The sequence below is a fragment of the Marinobacter guineae genome (assembly GCF_002744735.1).
Lineage (GTDB): Bacteria > Pseudomonadota > Gammaproteobacteria > Pseudomonadales > Oleiphilaceae > Marinobacter > Marinobacter guineae.
The window spans coordinates 440,377-458,094 of record NZ_KZ319341.1; the positions used below are offsets into that span (position 1 = coordinate 440,377).

At 56.6% G+C, this 17,718-nt stretch carries 14 protein-coding genes; 5 read left to right on the forward strand and 9 right to left on the reverse strand.

From position 1 onward, the window contains the following. Nucleotide 1: 1 nt before the first annotated feature. From CLH62_RS16420 to CLH62_RS16430, 3 genes are all read right to left on the reverse strand, one after another. Nucleotides 2-574, reverse strand: coding sequence for a YceB family lipoprotein (locus CLH62_RS16420; RefSeq protein WP_099619262.1), 573 nt, complete (start codon nt 572-574; stop codon nt 2-4). Between the two features lie 97 nt (nt 575-671). After that, complete coding sequence (locus CLH62_RS16425; protein ID WP_099619263.1) at nt 672-863, reverse strand: CPXCG motif-containing cysteine-rich protein; 192 nt, start codon at nt 861-863, stop codon at nt 672-674. Between the two features lie 9 nt (nt 864-872). Continuing rightward, nucleotides 873-2,099, reverse strand: coding sequence for a pyridoxal phosphate-dependent aminotransferase (locus CLH62_RS16430; protein ID WP_099619264.1), 1,227 nt, complete (start codon nt 2,097-2,099; stop codon nt 873-875). A 240-nt stretch (nt 2,100-2,339) separates the two neighbouring features. Between CLH62_RS16430 and CLH62_RS16435 the strand changes: the two genes are divergently transcribed. Then, nucleotides 2,340-3,323 carry a D-2-hydroxyacid dehydrogenase gene (locus CLH62_RS16435; RefSeq protein ID WP_099619265.1) on the forward strand — a complete coding sequence of 328 codons (984 nt, stop codon included), beginning with the start codon at nt 2,340-2,342 and terminating at the stop codon, nt 3,321-3,323. Between the two features lie 216 nt (nt 3,324-3,539). On the opposite strand, the gene CLH62_RS16440 is transcribed toward CLH62_RS16435, so the two are convergent. The 4 genes from CLH62_RS16440 to CLH62_RS16455 all read right to left on the reverse strand — a co-directional run bounded on the left by CLH62_RS16440 (nt 3,540) and on the right by CLH62_RS16455 (nt 9,592). Next, nucleotides 3,540-4,205: a LuxR C-terminal-related transcriptional regulator gene (locus tag CLH62_RS16440; RefSeq protein WP_099619266.1), complete on the reverse strand. Its 666-nt coding sequence runs from the start codon at nt 4,203-4,205 to the stop codon at nt 3,540-3,542. Between the two features lie 44 nt (nt 4,206-4,249). Continuing rightward, nucleotides 4,250-6,199, reverse strand: coding sequence for an acetate--CoA ligase (acs, locus tag CLH62_RS16445; RefSeq protein WP_099619267.1), 1,950 nt, complete (start codon nt 6,197-6,199; stop codon nt 4,250-4,252). A gap of 310 nt (nt 6,200-6,509) precedes the next feature. Next, nucleotides 6,510-8,045: a fatty acyl-CoA reductase gene (locus CLH62_RS16450; protein WP_099619268.1), complete on the reverse strand. Its 1,536-nt coding sequence runs from the start codon at nt 8,043-8,045 to the stop codon at nt 6,510-6,512. A 221-nt stretch (nt 8,046-8,266) separates the two neighbouring features. Continuing rightward, nucleotides 8,267-9,592: an AAA family ATPase gene (locus CLH62_RS16455; RefSeq protein ID WP_099619269.1), complete on the reverse strand. Its 1,326-nt coding sequence runs from the start codon at nt 9,590-9,592 to the stop codon at nt 8,267-8,269. 207 nt (nt 9,593-9,799) lie between these two features. Here CLH62_RS16455 and CLH62_RS16460 point away from each other — a divergent pair, with 207 nt between their 5' ends. The 4 genes from CLH62_RS16460 to CLH62_RS16475 all read left to right on the forward strand — a co-directional run bounded on the left by CLH62_RS16460 (nt 9,800) and on the right by CLH62_RS16475 (nt 15,931). Next, nucleotides 9,800-11,785 (forward strand): HDOD domain-containing protein, encoded by a 1,986-nt coding sequence (locus CLH62_RS16460; protein WP_099619270.1) that lies wholly within the window; start codon nt 9,800-9,802, stop codon nt 11,783-11,785. Between the two features lie 24 nt (nt 11,786-11,809). Continuing rightward, nucleotides 11,810-13,987, forward strand: a complete 2,178-nt coding sequence (locus CLH62_RS16465) for a putative bifunctional diguanylate cyclase/phosphodiesterase (RefSeq protein ID WP_099619271.1) — start codon at nt 11,810-11,812, stop codon at nt 13,985-13,987. Nucleotides 13,988-14,220: 233 nt separating this feature from the next. Continuing rightward, nucleotides 14,221-14,874 (forward strand): class I SAM-dependent methyltransferase, encoded by a 654-nt coding sequence (locus CLH62_RS16470; protein WP_099619504.1) that lies wholly within the window; start codon nt 14,221-14,223, stop codon nt 14,872-14,874. 49 nt (nt 14,875-14,923) lie between these two features. Continuing rightward, nucleotides 14,924-15,931, forward strand: coding sequence for a DUF2156 domain-containing protein (locus CLH62_RS16475; RefSeq protein WP_099619272.1), 1,008 nt, complete (start codon nt 14,924-14,926; stop codon nt 15,929-15,931). Here the strand turns inward: CLH62_RS16475 and murI are convergent. Together murI and nudC are read right to left on the reverse strand one after the other, a co-directional pair. Further along, nucleotides 15,909-16,772: a glutamate racemase gene (gene murI / locus CLH62_RS16480; protein WP_099619273.1), complete on the reverse strand. Its 864-nt coding sequence runs from the start codon at nt 16,770-16,772 to the stop codon at nt 15,909-15,911. The genes CLH62_RS16475 and murI overlap by 23 nt on opposite strands. Continuing rightward, nucleotides 16,769-17,584 carry an NAD(+) diphosphatase gene (nudC, locus tag CLH62_RS16485; RefSeq protein WP_099619505.1) on the reverse strand — a complete coding sequence of 272 codons (816 nt, stop codon included), beginning with the start codon at nt 17,582-17,584 and terminating at the stop codon, nt 16,769-16,771. Before nudC ends, murI begins: the two co-directional genes overlap by 4 nt. Nucleotides 17,585-17,718 lie beyond the last annotated feature (134 nt).

Below are 17,718 nucleotides of genomic sequence, written 5' to 3' on the forward strand. Positions count from 1 at the left end.
TTTACTCGTCCGCCATAACAAACTCAAGCCGACCCGGCGCCACCCGAACATCCACCGGCATCATGCCAAACATTCGCTGGGCAAAATCGGTCTCGTCAAGACGGTACACCGGCATGGTTTCCAGCATCTGGGCGACAAGCCGCATCACCGTGTCGGTAACCGGCTTCAGGTCCCCTTTGAAAAACGGTGAATCAATGCTGCTGTCCAGCAACTGCAGTCGCCTGATGAAGATCGCTTTTTCCGTACTGTCGTAAACTGGAGCTCCTTCCACCTTCAGGGCAATATCCACTGGCAACTTTGCCATCAGTGCGTTCAGAGCCACCTGCCCCCGCAAATCGATCACGACCACGTCCCGGCCATCCGGACCCAGGGTAATGTCGGCGTCGTCAAGGCTCAGGCTCAGTGGCGAACCGCTGCTCAACTGCTGGCGGTCGAACTCACTGACCACGTCCTGAAGGTGGCTCTCCAGCTCACCTTCGGAAATGGAGTAGGGGGACATGCTGGCACAGCCGCTTGTCAGTGCCAGTGCCAGAATCAGAAGGGCCCAAAGGCCTCTCAGGGGTGTCATGTTCATCGGGGTTTCTCCAGAGAATATAACTATATCCTGCGGCACAGAGGTAGCCCGGGCAAGACCGGTGGGTTAATGATTGGTCAGAAACGGCCCGGGCCGGTTAGTCGTTCTCGGCCCGGGCATCTACGTGAGGCGTGAGGTTGTCGTCAAAGACGACGCGCAACAGAATGGGCTGGCAGCAGACCTGGCAGTCCTCGACATACTCCTGTTCAGGCACCGACGGGTCTACGCTGACTTCCAGCATCTCCCAGCAGTACGGGCACTGAATGAGAACCGAGTCCAGGGCTGGCATGGCGTCACCTCAGAACTGTTGTTTTGCCATCCAGGGAATGATTCGGTCAAACGCCTGCTCGAGCTTCTCGCAAGTGGTGGAGAAACTGATCCGCACAGCGTTGGTACAACCTTCCCCGAAAGCATCGCCCGGCACCAGACAGACGCCGGTTTCCTTCAGCATCCGCAGGGCAAGATCCGAACCGTCTACATGGGGAGGCAGGTCCGGGAATGCGAAAAAGGCGCCGCCGGGCTTATATCCGGTCATGTAGGGAGTCTGGTCTATCAGTTCAACCACCTTGTCCCTACGCTCCCGGTAGATATCCACCATATCCCGCACACACTGCTGGTCGCCCGTCAGCGCGGCCACACCTGCGAACTGGGACGGTGTATTGGCTACCGATGTGGTAAACATATGATAACGGCGCAGCGACTTGATGGCCGCCTGGCTCGAAATCACCCAGCCGATCCGCAAGCCCGCCATGCTGTAGGTTTTCGAGAAGCTGCTGATGCACATGATGTTGTCCAGATCCATCGAGCAGTTCAGCACACTGGCGAAATCGTCGTCGTCAAAAATCAGGTGGTCGTACACCTCATCGGCATACACCTGAATCCCGCGGTAGGCGCACTCCTCTAGAATGGTCTCCACCGTGCTGCGTGGGTAGACCGCGCCGGTCGGGTTGTTCGGGTTGTTCAGGATGAGGGCAAAAGTACGCGAGCCCATGGCACGGATGACTTCGTCAGGATCCAACTGGTGATTGTTCTCAGCCCGGGTTGGTACAAACTTCACCTCGCCGCCGTTCATCCGGATCAGAGGGGCGTACAGCAGGAACGACGGGTCAGTCACGATAAACTGCCTGCCCGGCGCAGACGTGGCGGAAATGGCGAGGTACATGGCCTCGGTGGCGCCACTGGTGACCAGGATGTTGTCCCGGGTCAGCTTCCGGTTGTAACGCTTGCCGTAGTAGTCACGCAGCGCCACCAGCAGCTCCGGCAGTCCGGCATCCATGGTATAGCCGGTCTGACCCGCGTTCAGGGCATCAATATAGGCATCAATAATATGCTTGGGTGTCGGCAGATCCGGCTGACCGATGGAAAGATGAATCACATCCTTCATGGTGGCCGCCATGTTCACCATACGACGGATGCCCGGCACTGGAACCGCCTGCATGGCAGGGTTCCAACTGGCCTTGGTCTTCCGGTACTTCACTTTACGCGGTTTGGTCTGGCCGGTTTCTTTGTTGGCGGCTTCTGCCATAAACACCTCCTGCAAACGGGGCTGATAAAATCCACTCCTGCAGGTTAGTCAGTAAAGAGGGGCTCTACAAGACAAAACGTCATAAAGATGATGTATGTGGAGGTAGGTGAAAGTACCGCCATAACCGCCGTTGCAGGCAAATCATGCGCGCAGCAAGTTGACCAGACCGGGCCTGCCGACCAGACTGTAAATATCCCTCACGGGCAATCACCAGTCGCACATCAAAAAGGCGGAGGCTTAATGACTCAGCACAGCAAACCTGTTGTAACCGTTCTCACCGCACCGGGAGAACAGGAACCGCCGGGAATGGACGCACTCAGGGCCCGCGCGGATGTGCGTTTTGCCTGTGACGAACCAACGCTCCGGGAAACCCTGCCCGGTACCGAAATCATGATGGTGACGGACTTTCGCACCGAAGCCCTGGCTGCCGCCTGGCACACAGCCGACAAGCTAGAATGGATCCATGCCACCAGTGCCGGGGTTGATGCCCTGATGTTCCCGGACCTGATCAAGGGTGATGTAACGGTTACCAATGCCCGCGGCATCTTCGACCGCACCATCGCCGAATACGTGCTCTGTACCATTCTGATGTTCGCCAAGGATTTCCCGAGTTCCATCAGGCTGCAGATGAAACACCAATGGAAGCATCGGGATACGGAACGAGCGGAAGGCAAGCAGGTTCTGGTGGTGGGCGCCGGTTCCATCGGCCGCCAGATTGGCCGCCTGGTCAGTGCCGCTGGTTTGAAGGCCCACGGTATTGCCCGCAAACCAAGGCGTGATGACCCGGATTTTGTTGCCGTGCATGGCAACGACGATCTGTACGAACAGCTCGGCCACGCCGACTTTGTGGTGATTGCCGCCCCGCTGACACCGCAGACGGAGGGCCTGTTTAATGAGAAGGCCTTCAAAGCCATGAAGAACTCTGCACGCCTGATCAACATCGGCCGCGGCCCGATCGTTAAAACCGACGACCTGGTTGCCGCACTGAGGAATGGCGACATCGCCGGAGCCGGGCTGGATGTGTTCGAGGAGGAACCATTGACGGAAGATCATCCGCTCTGGGACATGGAGAACGTGACCATGACCGCCCATATGGCAGGTGACTTCATTGGTTGGAAGCGGGCGTTGACTGATCAGTTCCTGGAGAATTTTGACCGGTGGCACAAGGGAGAAGAGCTCTTCAACCTGGTCGACAAGGAACTGGGGTACGCCGGCAGCAAGTAACTGTGGTGTGACAGACACCGGAGCGAGCGGCGGGGCAGCATTCCAAAACACGCTGTGAATACGTCCCTGTACGCTCGGCTCCGCCATCCATGGCTCCGCACGGTTTTGGAATGCTGCCCCGCCGCTCACTCCTCAATGCTAAATTTTTTAACTTCATCAGTACAAAAAACGGGAGCCCGAAGGCTCCCGTTTTCTATTCATAAGCAAAGCTGAGCATCAGCTACCAGACAACGACTGATCCGAAGGATCAATCTCCATCTGCTGAATTGCAATCACCGCCTGAGTGCGGTTACGAACACCCAGTTTCCGGAACACCGCCGTAATATGCGCCTTGATGGTCGCCTCTGAAACATCCAGATCATAGGCAATCTGCTTGTTCAGAAGCCCCTCGGCCAGCATACCCAGCACTCGGAACTGTTGCGGTGTCAGCGACGCCAGTTTTTCTGAAAAGTCCGTGGCGTCCGAGTGCATCCGCTCGATCTTGTCCGCCACACCTGGCGGCAACCAGACATCCCCTTCCAGGACGGCCTGAATGGCCTCAGTGATGGTGGGCAACGGTGCCGACTTCGGAATGAAGCCGGAGGCACCGTAGTCAATCGAGCGGCGCATCACCTGCAATTCCTCGGAACCCGACACAACCACCACCGGCAGCCCCGGGTATTGCCCGCGCATAAACACGAGCCCCGAGAAGCCATGGGCACCCGGCATATTGAGATCCAGCAAGACCAGATCCGCGTCCGGGTGCGACTCTACCGCCGCCTGCAGCGCCTTGATGCTGTCGACTTCAACCGTCTCGGCATCCGGCACCGCCTGACTGACCGCCTGCTTCAGTGCTGCTCGAAACAGTGGGTGATCATCAGCGACGATAATAGTTTGTGCCATTCAACAGATTCCTTACAGGTGCTAAGCCCGATTAATAGCGGGCTTTACTTGTTTGCACGACCGCTGATCAGATCATCCACCACGCCAGGGTCCGCCAGAGTGGAGGTGTCGCCCAGCTGATCGTGCTCGTTTGACGCAATCTTACGCAAAATCCTGCGCATTATCTTGCCAGATCGGGTTTTGGGTAATCCGGGTGCCCACTGAATCACGTCCGGAGAAGCGATGGGACCAATTTCCTTACGCACCCACTGGACCAGTTCCTTCTTCAACTCATCGGATGGCTCTTCACCGTGAACCAGGGTGACGTAGACATAGATGCCCTGCCCCTTGATCTCGTGTGGGTAGCCAACAACAGCCGCTTCCGCAACCTTGTCGTGGGAGACCAGTGCGCTTTCAACTTCCGCGGTACCCAGACGGTGACCGGAAACGTTCAGAACGTCATCGACCCGGCCAGTAATCCAGTAGTAGCCATCTTCATCGCGACGGGCGCCGTCACCGGTGAAGTACATGCCTTTGTAGGTGCTGAAGTAGGTCTGGACAAAACGCTCATGATCACCATAGATCGTGCGCATCTGGCCAGGCCAGCTGTCCAGGATAACCAGGTTACCTTCGGTTTTGCCTTCCAGGATATTGCCATCGTTATCCACCAGAGCAGGCTGGACACCGAAGAAGGGAACCGTGGCGGAACCCGGCTTCAGATCAATAGCGCCAGGCAGCGGGGAAATCAGGATCCCGCCGGTCTCGGTCTGCCACCAGGTGTCCACAATGGGGCACTTGCTGTTACCAATAACGCGGTGGTACCACTCCCAGGCTTCCGGATTGATCGGCTCGCCCACGGAACCCAGCAGTTTCAGGCTATCGCGTTTGGTGCCGTCCATGCAGGACTCACCTTCCGCCATCAGGGCACGGATCGCGGTCGGCGCGGTGTAAAGAATGTTCACCTTGTGTTTGTCGACTACCTGGCCCATGCGGGAACTGTCCGGGTAGTTGGGCACACCCTCAAACAGAACGGTTACGGCACCATTGGCCAGCGGGCCGTACAGGATGTAGCTGTGGCCGGTAACCCAGCCAAAGTCTGCGGTACACCAATACACGTCGCCATCGTGGTAATCGAACACGTACTCGTGGGTCATGGACGTGTAGACCATGTAACCGCCAGTGGTATGCAGAACGCCCTTTGGCGCACCGGTGGAGCCGGAAGTGTACAGCATGAACAGCGGATCCTCGGCGTTCATGGGCTCCGGCGGGCAGTCGGCCGACGCAGTCTTCATCAGATCTTCATAACGCGCGTCGCGGGCATCGTTCCAGGGCACTTCGGAGTTACCGGTGCGGGTTACAACAACCACTTTTTCAACGCTGGCGGCGTCTTCGTTCTTCAGGGCCGCATCCACGTTCTTCTTCAGCGGAATCTTGCGCCCGCCGCGAACACCTTCATCGGAAGTGATCACGAAACGGGATTTACCGTTAACAATCCGGGCACCCAGTGCTTCTGGAGAGAAACCGCCGAATACAACGGAGTGAATCGCCCCTATGCGGGCGCAGGCCAGCATGGCAACAGCCGTTTCCACGATCATCGGCATGTAGATGGTCACAACGTCGCCCTTCTTCACGCCCAGATCTTTCAGGACGTTGGCAAACTTGCTGGTTTCTTCGTGCAGTTCGCGGTAGGTGACTTTGCGGGAGTCGGCAGGATCATCACCTTCAAAGATGATAGCTGTCTGGTCCCCACGCTTTTCCAGATGACGGTCCAGGCAGTTGGCGGATGCGTTCAGCTGGCCATCTTCAAACCACTTAATGGACAGATTGTTGTAATCGTAGCTCGTGTTCTTCACCTTGGTGTAAGGCTTGATCCAGTCAAGGCGTTTGCCGTGCTCACCCCAGAAAGTATCCGGGTCTTCAACTGACTGACGATACATTTCTTCATACTGTTCCCGGTTCAGAAGGGCCCGATTGGCCACTTCCGGGCTCACCGGATATACCTGTTTATCAGTCATTGTGCTCCCCCTTTGTCAGAGTCTGTTGTCATTGTCGGTTTTTGGAATTCTGAGCGCTGGGACCTCTCCGGTCCTCTAGACGGATAGTCGTAGTTCAACATGTGTGCCACTACACAATGAATTAGACTAACGTCCTAATGCGCCTGAACTTTTGGCCAAAACTGGCCGCTAACCCACAAGAAAACAAGGGTTATTTGTGCCGAACGAGAAGCTCTTTAAAGGATAGTTCTATCGGGGCCAATGGCAAACCGGTAAGGGAAACTGGCAACATTGGAAGGCGGCCCGGCCGCAGCGACCGGGCTCAGGTTTTTTACGCCGCTTTCTTGCGGGTCTTTGCCGAACGAAGGCTGTAGACCTTACGCTCCTTCAGGGCATACCGGTTGAGCCCGGCAAGGTGAATCTTGCGCAGGTAAACCGCCCAGTCGATCTGGCGGGCATCGACCGGGAACAGCACTTTGTCCAGCTCTCCCATACGCGAGGCCAGAGCCAGCAGGTCATCGTTGCGGAAGATGTAATCCGGCGCCGTGTAGAAGCCAAAAATGGTTGCCAGAGAGCGAGTGGTATCCAGATTCCGAAGCACTTTCAATTCCCGGTTCTGGCCCAACATTTTCAACACCTTCCCGGTAATGCTAAGGGGAATGCGCACGCCACCGACCACGGCATCAAAAAGCCTGCGATTTACGGCAATGAACGGCTTGGTCGGCTGCCGATAGAACAGCTGATCGTATTCCGCGTAATTGACTCTGGATTCCGCCATCAGGTGATCAATGAATTCGCCCAGGGAAACCGGGTTGGAGCTGCCGCTGCAACACTGGTAAATTCGGTGACGCGGGGATTTCCCTATCGCCTCGGCGGTGGCCAGGATGATGGCGTTGGCCACCAGATCCACGGGAATAACATCAATGACCCCTGAGCGCTTGCCCGGGAACAGCGTGACCTTCTCACGGGCATAGGCAAGGATAATGGCATCTGCCACCTTTACACCTTCAATCCAGCCGGGTGCAGGCTCCTCTAGGGCGCTTTCAATAATTGAGGGACGCAAAATGGTCAATGCCCTACCCGACAGTGCCTTCATCAGAAGCTGCTCACCCAGCCATTTGGTGAAGGTGTAGGTGTCACTCCAGCCATAGTGATTGGCTTCACGAATGCCCAGGTCCACCAGTTTCTTTTCCAGCATCTTTCCAGAATACCGTGACCGGACATCGGCAATCTTGTCTTCTAGCAACCGGACCAGCTCGCCAATCTCGTAATAGCCCTCCGTGCTGCGGGGAATGGACTCGCCCGCAGGCTTGATCACCGATTCGGTAATCTGGCCGGCATTCATACCGTTAACGTAGCAGGTGGAAACCTGAAGCACTGCCAGTGACTTGTTCTGGCGCGCCAGCTCGGCAACGTTTTCCAGGCACCGGGTGTTGATCGCCAGGGCTTTGTCCAGCTCTTCACGGAAGTTGACACTGGCGGCTGAGTTGATCACCGCATCAATGCCGCTGGCCAGCTTGCGAAAGCGATCACCGGACAAGCCGAACAGTGGCTCTGTGACTTCACCGGTAACGCAATACACCCGCTCCTCAATGAAAGTTTCGAAAGCCTCGTTATCCTCCTGGCGAAGGCGATCAAATACCGACGATGTAGCAATTTCATCGAGAAAACGCCCCCGGGCATCCGGGTGGCGCTTGTTACCACGGATCAGCAGGTGAACGCCGCCGATATCGGGAACGGCGCGAATAAGCTTTTCCAGTACCACCTTGCCGAGAAAACCGGTGGTGCCGGTGATCAGTACGTGCCTTCCGCGGAGCTGTTCCAGCACCTTTGAAGATGCACCGGGATTCAGCTGCTGTGTTGCCATGGGAGAACTCCTTCTCATTTCAATGCGTCGCCGGCGCATACCTGCCGGCAGAGGAAAGTTTGCGAATCAGATACACCAGATCCACTGCATATTGCGGGCCACGATTCAGATTAATGCTCAATCCTTGCACAACTTTGGTGACAGAGCGGTGACACACTGCAAAGTTACGCTACAAAAAGTGCTAATAAAATGACGGAAAAGGAGGTAGGTTTTACTGCCTATCAGGATCGGCCCTGATCATTGCCCGAGAGTGATCGCAGAAGCTGATCCAGGGAAATATCCGCGGGCTGCTCCTTCAACACGCGCACCAGACGATCCTGCTCTCCAAAACTGACGCGGTCGTAAAAGGGCTCGCGCAGAACCGAAGAAGCAGGTTCCGGTTTCTTTGTTTCTCGTGGGGGAGGCGAAATCTGGTCCGCAAGCTCCCGCAGGTGAGTGGCCAGGTGGCTCTTACGCTCCGGATTGAGGTTTTCCCACTGAAACGACCCGAGCCCGGTCTGAACGATTTCAATGACATCGCTGTCCAGCGTGCGCCCCAGAAGTGCAAAAAGCCGGGTAAATGCTTCATAACGCAGCATCGGGTCGACCGGCGTCTGGGCGAAAACCGCCTCCAGTTGGCTCACCGCATTCAGGCACTGCGTTTTAACATCTGGAGCTTCCTCTTCCGCCACATTCCCGGGCGCAGATGCCGGGGCTGGTATAGCTACCGGCGCCCGGCGAGACACCTTGTGCCAGTATGCTGCGATACCGGCCTTTCGTCTGGGAAGCTGGGAGAGCCGTACATTCAGCATATCCGCGAGGGTATGAAATTGACGGCAGGATGGGTCTGACACCGGTAACAGCGCAACGGGCTTCTGGTTCAGAACTGACTGGCGGAGAGTTTCGTCCCGCCATATTCCGCCCATATAATGCAGCGAGATCTCCAGATGGCGCTGTGCGGCTGCATCAAGGCGCTGGAAAACGGAGCGGGCCTGGCTGGCCCCCTGGGCCATGTTGACAAGAATGCTGGGGGTTCGGTTATAGCCCCTGCGCCGGAGGACCTTGATCAGGGAGAAGGCATCTGTCAGGGATGCAGGATCCGGGGTTACCACCATGCAGGCCAGCTCCGTGGCTGCAATCATATGCAGCCCGGCGGCCTGTAAACCCGCCGCGGTGTCGGTAATCACATAGTCGTAACGGGTTTCAAGATTGTAGAGCGCCCGGAGTATGCGCAGGCTTTCGGCCGGCCCCATATCCATACATTCCTGGACGCCGGAGGCACCCGGAACAATGTGAAGACCGTAGTCGGTCTCCAGAATGATGTCCTCAAGCCGACACTCCCCGGCCATCACGTTGGCAAGGGTTTTACGAGGATAGAGGCCCACCATGATGCTGACGTTAGCCAGATCGGTGTCACCATCCAGAAGCAAAACCCGTTTATCCTGTCTCGCCAGGGTAAGCGCCAGGTTCAAGGCGACCGAGGTCTTGCCCACGCCACCCTTACCTCCGGTAATAGCGATGGTTCGGGGTTGGTTCGGATTGTGCTTTACAGGTTCTTTGGCAGTCATCACCGGTAATCTAGGTCCCTGATTTTACGGTTGCGGGCTATTTAACCTGTCAAAATTCTACACATATCACGAATCAGATAATATATTGCTCAAAAAAACAGCAATAAGTATTTAATAACGACGTATTATTGTCTAAGCTCTTTTCGGACAACAAGAATGAACGATCCGTCAGCCACTGACTTTTTTTATCGCACGGCAGGTAAGCCTATGCACGTTTCGCCTGATTTACAGCTTCCGAGCCTCCCGGAGGTGACCCTGCGGGCGCTCGATGCATGTCATCAGGACGAAAGCTACCGAAAGATCAGCGAGATCGTATCCGCCGACACAGCCCTGGTAAGCCGCATACTGGCCATCGCCAATTCTGCACTATATGGCCCTTCAACCCCGATCCGGTCAGTAGATCAGGCCCTGTTAAGGCTGGGTACCCGGCGATTCCATACACTTGTCCTGACCGCAGCCCTGCGCCAGCTCCTGTTTGAACTCGGGGGTGACGAGTGGCAGCAACTCAGGGATTTCTGGCGGCACTCACTGACCACGGCATTGACCGCACGGGCACTTGCCACCCTGACCCGCTACCCGGAGCCTGACGAAGCATTCATGTTGGGCATGCTTCACAACATCGGTGAACTGATTGCTATTAAAACGCCAGCGACCGAAACGAAGCAACACTATCTTGATCATCAATCCGACATTGCCGCCGAGCTTGTGTCTTCGTGGGGCCTGGGGCCAATGGCGGCCGATGCCATGCGCTACCAGCAGGCACTCCCTTCGGAACTGCGGGATGCCGGGCACCTGGTGAAGCTGATCAGCCTGGCTACCCGTCTTGCTCTGTCCGATGCTGCAGGCATTGCGGCGGCCGGTACGGTATTCGGGCTGAATGAGGAGCTCACCCGTGAGATCAATCGCCGGATCGGGCATGAGGTGTCCGGCATGGCGGCATCCCTTGGCATCCCACTGGATGAGGAATACAACGGCGAGAACGCATCCAGGCAACTGAAGCAGACCATTCTGCGCCAGGCCATGGCCAGCCAGGCGATCAACCTTGCCGATGTAACCGGTGAAACCAAGGACATCCTCGCCGAAACCGTCAACAGTCTGACCCTGATCACAGGCCTCCCCGCACTGTGTTTTGGACATGCCGGGGACAATCTGGTGCTCCTGTCCGGAACCATTGGCGATATTCCGGACCTGGCGGTGACTGCCAAACCTGGCGGCAGCGTTCTGACCGAGGCCTTTATTTCAGGACTGCCCGTCACCCTCGGGGAGCGATCACCAACCGTACTCGACCGGCAGCTGCTATCCTTGTTACATACCCCGTCGCTTTTGGCCGTTCCGGTCGTCAATGGCGACGACTGCCCAGGAGTCTTTGCCCTTGGCACCGACAACGACCAGTTGCAGACCACACTGGAGCTGGCGGGTATTTTCACTCGCCAGCTGTCAACTGTACTCGCTAACCGGCCTCTCCCGGACGGAAAAGCCGCAGCTGACGACAAACAGCTGGACCAGGAAATAGCCCGTGACCAGCTACGCAAACAGGTTCATGAGGTCAGCAATCCCCTGACCATCATCCGGCAGTATATTTATCAGCTCAGAGGCCGGCTGGAGGATGCCGGGGTTAAACAGGAACTGGACGTCATCCGGGATGAGCTTGACCGGGCGGGTAACCTTTTATTGCAGATGAGCCACACGGACGCCACGGAACACAATTCGGATAGTGTTGAACTGAATCCAGAGCTGGAAAGCCTGGCCCGGATTCTGGAAGATAGCCTGTTCAGTTCCGACAATCGCAATCTGAAGTTAACGCTTTGCAGCCAGCCATCACTGGTTGCCGCTGGCACCACCCGGATTCGCCAGGTTGTGATCAATCTGGTCCGCAATGCGGCCGAGAGTCTTCCGGATGAAGGTGGTACCGTAGAGGTCCGCACGTCTTGCCCGGTGTGGCAGAATCAGCGCACATGGGTAGAACTGGAGATCACGGACACGGGTACCGGAATACCCGATGAAGTCAGGGACACCCTGTTTTCACCAGTAAGGACCACAAAAGGAGAGGGCCACAGCGGTTTGGGCCTGAGCATTGTGAAACAGCTTGTTGATGACATGGAGGGCATCATAGCTTGTCGCACGGGACAGGAAGGCACCACCTTCAGGATTCTGTTCCCGGCGGCCAGCCATAAAAAAAACGAGACCGACTGACGCAGAAACAACGGACACAGACCGATGGCACCTGAACTCACTGATCAGCCTTTCAGTCACGGGTTAACGGCACGGATACTGGTGGCGGATGACGAACCCCGCCTGCTCGACACACTGGCCTCGCTGCTGCGCAGTCGTGGTTACGACGTATCAGAAGCCCATGGTGGCAGGAAAGCCTGCGAATTGATCGACCAGCAGGGGTTCGACCTGGCGCTACTGGATCTGCGAATGCCGGACGTGACCGGGTTTGACGTTATGGCCCACCTTGCCAAAGGACAACCGGAATGCGGCGTGATCGTTGTCAGCGGCGAAAGTTCCTTCAGTTCCGTCAGCCGGGCACTGCGACGGGGCGCCCTGGATTATATCCGCAAACCATTTGATCCCGAGGAATTACTGGCGACTGTCGAAAGCGTCATCGGCAAAAAATCCCTCCTCAAAGCCCACGAACACATCCAGTTGCGGCTTGAGAAATCCGAGGCCCTGCACCGGTACATCGTCAACAGCTCTCCTGATATTGTCTTCATGCTCGATCAGGAGGGCCACTTCTGCTTTATAAACAGCAAGGTCGAAAGTTTGCTGGGATACCAGCCTTCGGAACTTTGCGGTCAGCATTTCCGGCATATCCTTGACGATCGGGATGTCACCCGGGGAACCATGGCCCTGAAGGGGCCCAACATCACTGCAGACAACCCCCGAACCCTGGAAGTCCGCCTGAAAACCCGCGGCAGCCGCCGGGCAACCCGCCATTTCGAGATTACCGCCTTTCCCATTGATCCTCAGACCTGGCCTCACTCCGGGGCAACCCAGGGGGGTGGCAACGGTAACGGCGCTCAATATTACGGTACCGCCAGGGATGTGACCGAACGGAAAGAGGCCGAGGCGTTTATTAACTTCCAGGCCTACCACGACCTGCTCACCCGCCTGCCAAACCGGGCCCTGTTCAAAGACCGTCTCGAACTGGCGATCACACATGCCAAGCGCGGCGGCCAGAAACTGGCGGTGATGTTCCTTGATCTGGATCGTTTCAAGGTCATCAACGATACCCTGGGGCACGCCATGGGGGATCGTTTGCTTCAGGCAGTAACGCACCGGCTGGAAAAATGCCTTCGCAAGGGCGACACCCTGTCCCGGTTCGGCGGTGATGAATTCACCCTGTTGCTGCCATCCATCCACAACCATGAGGATGCGAGGCAAATTGCAAAAAAGCTGATCGATGCACTTCGAGCGCCTTTCCAACTGGGCGACCATGAAGTGTTTGTCGGCGTAAGCATCGGTATCTCCATCTTCCCGGAGGCTGGCGAGACCATGGATCATCTGATCCAGAACGCCGATATTGCCATGTACCACGTGAAGGCCAAGGGCAAGGACAGCTATCGTTTCTATTCCGAAAGCATGAGCATCGATACTGCCAACCGGCTGAATCTGGAACGGGATCTGCGCCAGGCGCTGGAGCGTGATGAGCTGCGGGTTTTCTATCAACCTCAGGTGTGCTCCAAAACCAACCGAGTGGTTGGGCTGGAGGCACTGGTACGCTGGCAGCACCCGGAAAGAGGCCTGCTCTATCCCCGGGATTTCCTGCCACTGGCAGAGGAAACCAAGCTTATTGGCCAACTCAGTGAGCGTGTTCTCGACCAGGCCTGCCAGGATGTCGGGCGTTGGATTCGTTCAGGCCATTCGGATCTCCGCCTGGCGGTCAACCTGTCCCCCATCCAGGTGGAGCACCCCCGGTTTGTGGAGACCCTGATGCAACAGGTCGAGGCTCACAAATTCCCGGCCGGCAACCTGGAGATTGAAATCACCGAAAATGTGATCATGAATGATCTGGAGCAGATCAGCCAGAAGCTCCGCGAACTCGCCTCCTTCGGAGTACGAATTGCAATTGATGACTTCGGCACCGGCTACTCCTCCCTGAACTACCTGCACCGCCTTCCCATACACACCCTGAAGGTGGATCAGTCCTTCGTAAAGGCCATTCGCAGCGGCGACGACGGCGCCTGCATCGTGAATGCCATTGTGGCCATGGCCCACGGCCTAAAGCTCGAGATTGTTGCGGAAGGTGTGGAAACCGACGAACAGCTTGAGTATCTCAGAAGCCTTGGTTGTCATCAGGTTCAGGGCTTCTTCTACGGCCCTGCACGGCCCGCGGCCGAAATTGCGAAAACCCTCGGAATCACCAGAGCCCGGGCAGCCTCGTTCGGTTAGACAATTATCGATTGTCGGACATTCAGATATAAAACCGCGATCTGGTTTGCAAAGTATTGCAGTTCGTTACTTTGTGTATCCGGAAATGCGCATTACTGCACATATTTCTCCCACCCTGTTCTCTAAGCTCAAATCCATCAGGCGTTGACCACCGGAATGCCCGACAGCCTGTCGGGCCAAAAATGATAAAAACGGTGGCGGCATCCAAGGAACAAGAACAGGCAGCAGTCATCATGCGCGACAAGTACAAATACATTGGGCCCGTCTACGATTTCCTGAGCAACCTCTACAGCGGAAAGAATATCCACCGCTGCAAAACCGCCATGCTGGACGTTGAGACCGTCAAACCCGGAGACCGGATTCTGTTTGCCGGCGTTGGCCATGGCCGGGACGCCATCCGTGCAGCCGAACTGGGCGCGGACGTTACCGTTGTAGACCTCTCAGAAACCATGTTGCGCAAGTTTGGCGAAGCCCAGAAGAAAGAGGCCCCCCACCTGACCATTCGCCGTATCCACAGCGACATCATGACAGTGGACGAGTTCGAGCAATACGACATGGTGGTGGCCAACTTCTTCCTCAACGTATTTGATGAAGACATGATGGTCCGCGTCCTGGAGCACCTGATTCGCCTGGGCAAGCCAGAGGCCAGAGTGGTTGTCGGCGACTTCTGCTACCCCACCGGGAACATCCTCTCCCGGATGTTCAAGAAGCTGTACTGGTACATGGCCGTATTCACTTTCTGGCTGTTTGCCAACAACGCATTCCACAAGATCTACAACTACCCAGAACACATGCAGCGCCTTGGCCTCCAGGTCACCGAGAAGAAGCATTTCAAGCTCCTGAACATGAACTGCTACTGGTCCATTCTCGGGCGCAAGCAGGCCTGAGTTCCGTCGCTCAAGGATCATCCAACAAAAACAATCGGGGAGCAGCAGCATGTCGGATCAGATACTCGCACTGGACAGAATCGGCACACTGGATAGCGGTTCGTTCACCTTCAGCGAACGGGTTGGCTATCTGAAGAAATTCGGAACCCACTCCCAGTCCTTTTCAACGCTCCAGCCGGGCATGCAGTATTTTGATGTGCCGGGCATGGGCTATATCGCCTACATGCGAAAATGGGGCGGGACATTTGTCCTCTCGGATCCGGTTTGTGCGCCGGGCGATTTCGGCAGGCTACTGGAAAGTTTTCATCAACGCTTCCCGAGCGCCAGTTACATTCAGGTATCAAAGCCAGTGGTGGATTTTCTGCATCTGCGCTTTGGTCTCTACGGTACCCAGTTCGGCAGTGAATCCCGAATCGATCTTGCACGGTGGTCGCTCAGCGGGAAAAAGAAACAGATCCTCAGAACCGCGCTGAACCAGGCGGAAAAGACCGGCATTACCGTCATGGAACGCTTCAGCGACGATCATACCCGGGAAATCTCCGAGGCCTGGATACGGACCCGAAAGTGTAAAAGCAATGAGATCCGCTTCCTGATCCGGCCCATGGAAATGGAATACCGGGAGAATGAACGGCACTTTTACGCCTACCAGGATGGCAGGGCCGTCGGCTTTATCTACTTTGATCCGATTTACCGTAACAACGAAATCATCAGCTACGTGCCCAACATTTCCCGGGCCAATGCCGATTTTCGCCAGGGTATTTTCTACACCCTAATGGCCCATGCCATGGACGTTTTCAAAGCCGAAGGCGTGCCCTACCTGGATCTGGGACTGATTCCCCTGTCTCTCGATCCGGCGACTGAACATCAAGAAAGCCGCCTGCTCAAAGGCCTGCTGCACGGGCTCTATGAGAAAGGCAACTTCCTTTACAACTTCAAAGGGCTGGAGTTCACCAAGTCACGCTTTCGGGGAGACAACTTCAAGACCTACTGCTGCCACAAGCGGTCTATTCCGGCGTTGGAATTTCTCGCCATGTTCAAGCTGACCCGGCTTCTTTAGGCGCCGGGGGCTCGGCGGGCCAGTCTCCTCTCACCAGCTGCACGCACAAGCCCAGTTCAGACATGAACCGGGCGATACCTTCGGGCGCTGAACCCGAAAAAAGTGCGGCACTGACTGGCGAAGGTGCGGGTTCAGCGACCGGACGCCCGGCATCGACCAGCTGATTTGTCTGTGCCAATAGCCACGCTACTCGGCGAGCGATCGCCTCTCCGGAATCCATCCAGAACCGGACTGAAGGAAGGCTCTGCTTCAGGCTCTCCAGTAACAACGGATAATGGGTGCAACCCAGTACCACCGTATCTACCCCGGCCTCACGAAAAGCCGTCATGGCATCCGTCAGCTCCTCGACCGGAACCACGCCGCCGCAAACCAGATCTTCCGCCCAGCGCACCAGGCTGGGATGCCCGATACGCTCCACCAGGCAATCGCCGGCGAATTCCTCAATCAGCCTGTCCAGATAAGGTCTCCGAACGGTGGCCGGCGTTGCCAGGAGTCCGATACGACGATTCCGGGTTTTCGCTGCCGCGGGCTTGATCGCGGGCACCACGCCCACCACTGGCACCGACGTCATTGCTCGCAAATGGGGCAAGACCACGGTACTGGCCGTATTACAGGCCACCACGATGACATCGGAGGGGTATTGCTCAAGGGCACGGGCAATCAGGGTACAGCAGCGGTCGATGACCACCGTTTCGGGCTTGTCACCGTAGGGAAATCCGGCGTTATCCGCCAGGTAGACCAGGTCTACCCCCGGCAGGTGCCGGTGAATGCAGGAGGCAACACTCAGACCACCGATGCCGGAATCGAATACCAGAATCCTTGGCGGCATCTGATCGCTCAAACCGGAATGCCTCCCCGGGAAATTTCCTTTTCCATCGCCCGAATCAGACGTCCTGCAATCGTGCTTTCCGGGGGCACCGGTGGGGTGTCACCGGGTAAAAACCAGTCGGCATCCGCGAGCTCGTCTTCCTGCAACACCAGGTCCCCTCCGGCGTAATCAGCGAAGAATCCAACCATCAGCTGGTGCGGGAAGGGCCAAGGCTGAGACGCGTGGTATCGGATATTGGTCACATCCAGGCCGGTCTCCTCTTTCACCTCCCGGCAAACCGCACCCTCCAGACTCTCTCCCGGCTCAACAAATCCGGCAATCAGACTGTAGAAGTGGCGTTTGACCCGTGACGACCTGGCCAGCAGCAGACGATCATCCCGACGAATAACGACAATAACGCAGGGGGCGAGCCTCGGGTACCAGGGAATCCCGCAGGGTTCACACCATTTGGCACGTTCCCGGGGATGAAAGCCGGTTTCCTCACCGCAGCGCCCGCAATACTGATGGTCCCGCCACCACTGCCAGACCTGGAAACCAGTACTCAGCATATCCGCAGGGGCATCGCTCATCATTAGCAGAGCATCCCTTAGAGGAATGATCTCCTGGTCTTCGACAACACTTTCCGGCAATTCGGTCACGAATACATCACGACCGTCGAAGGTTCCCAAAGAGACGGCACCGGACAGGAGATCCCCGAATAGCGCGCTGCCACGGGGGTGCAGCCAGCCGTTATCCGGCTTCACCACGCCCGACCCCGAAAACGCCAGAATCAGGTCGTTCTGATCCGGCGGCATGTTTGTCCAGCCGGGTTTCCACTGAGTCATCGAGACCACCATTTGATGTGCTGCCTGAGTGATTATAAGGCCTGGCTGAAATGTACCACATTGCCTCACTGGCCAAGAATGCAACCTCGACTTTCCGCTCTGTACTCAACCAAGTAAACTTGGCACCTGTCTTT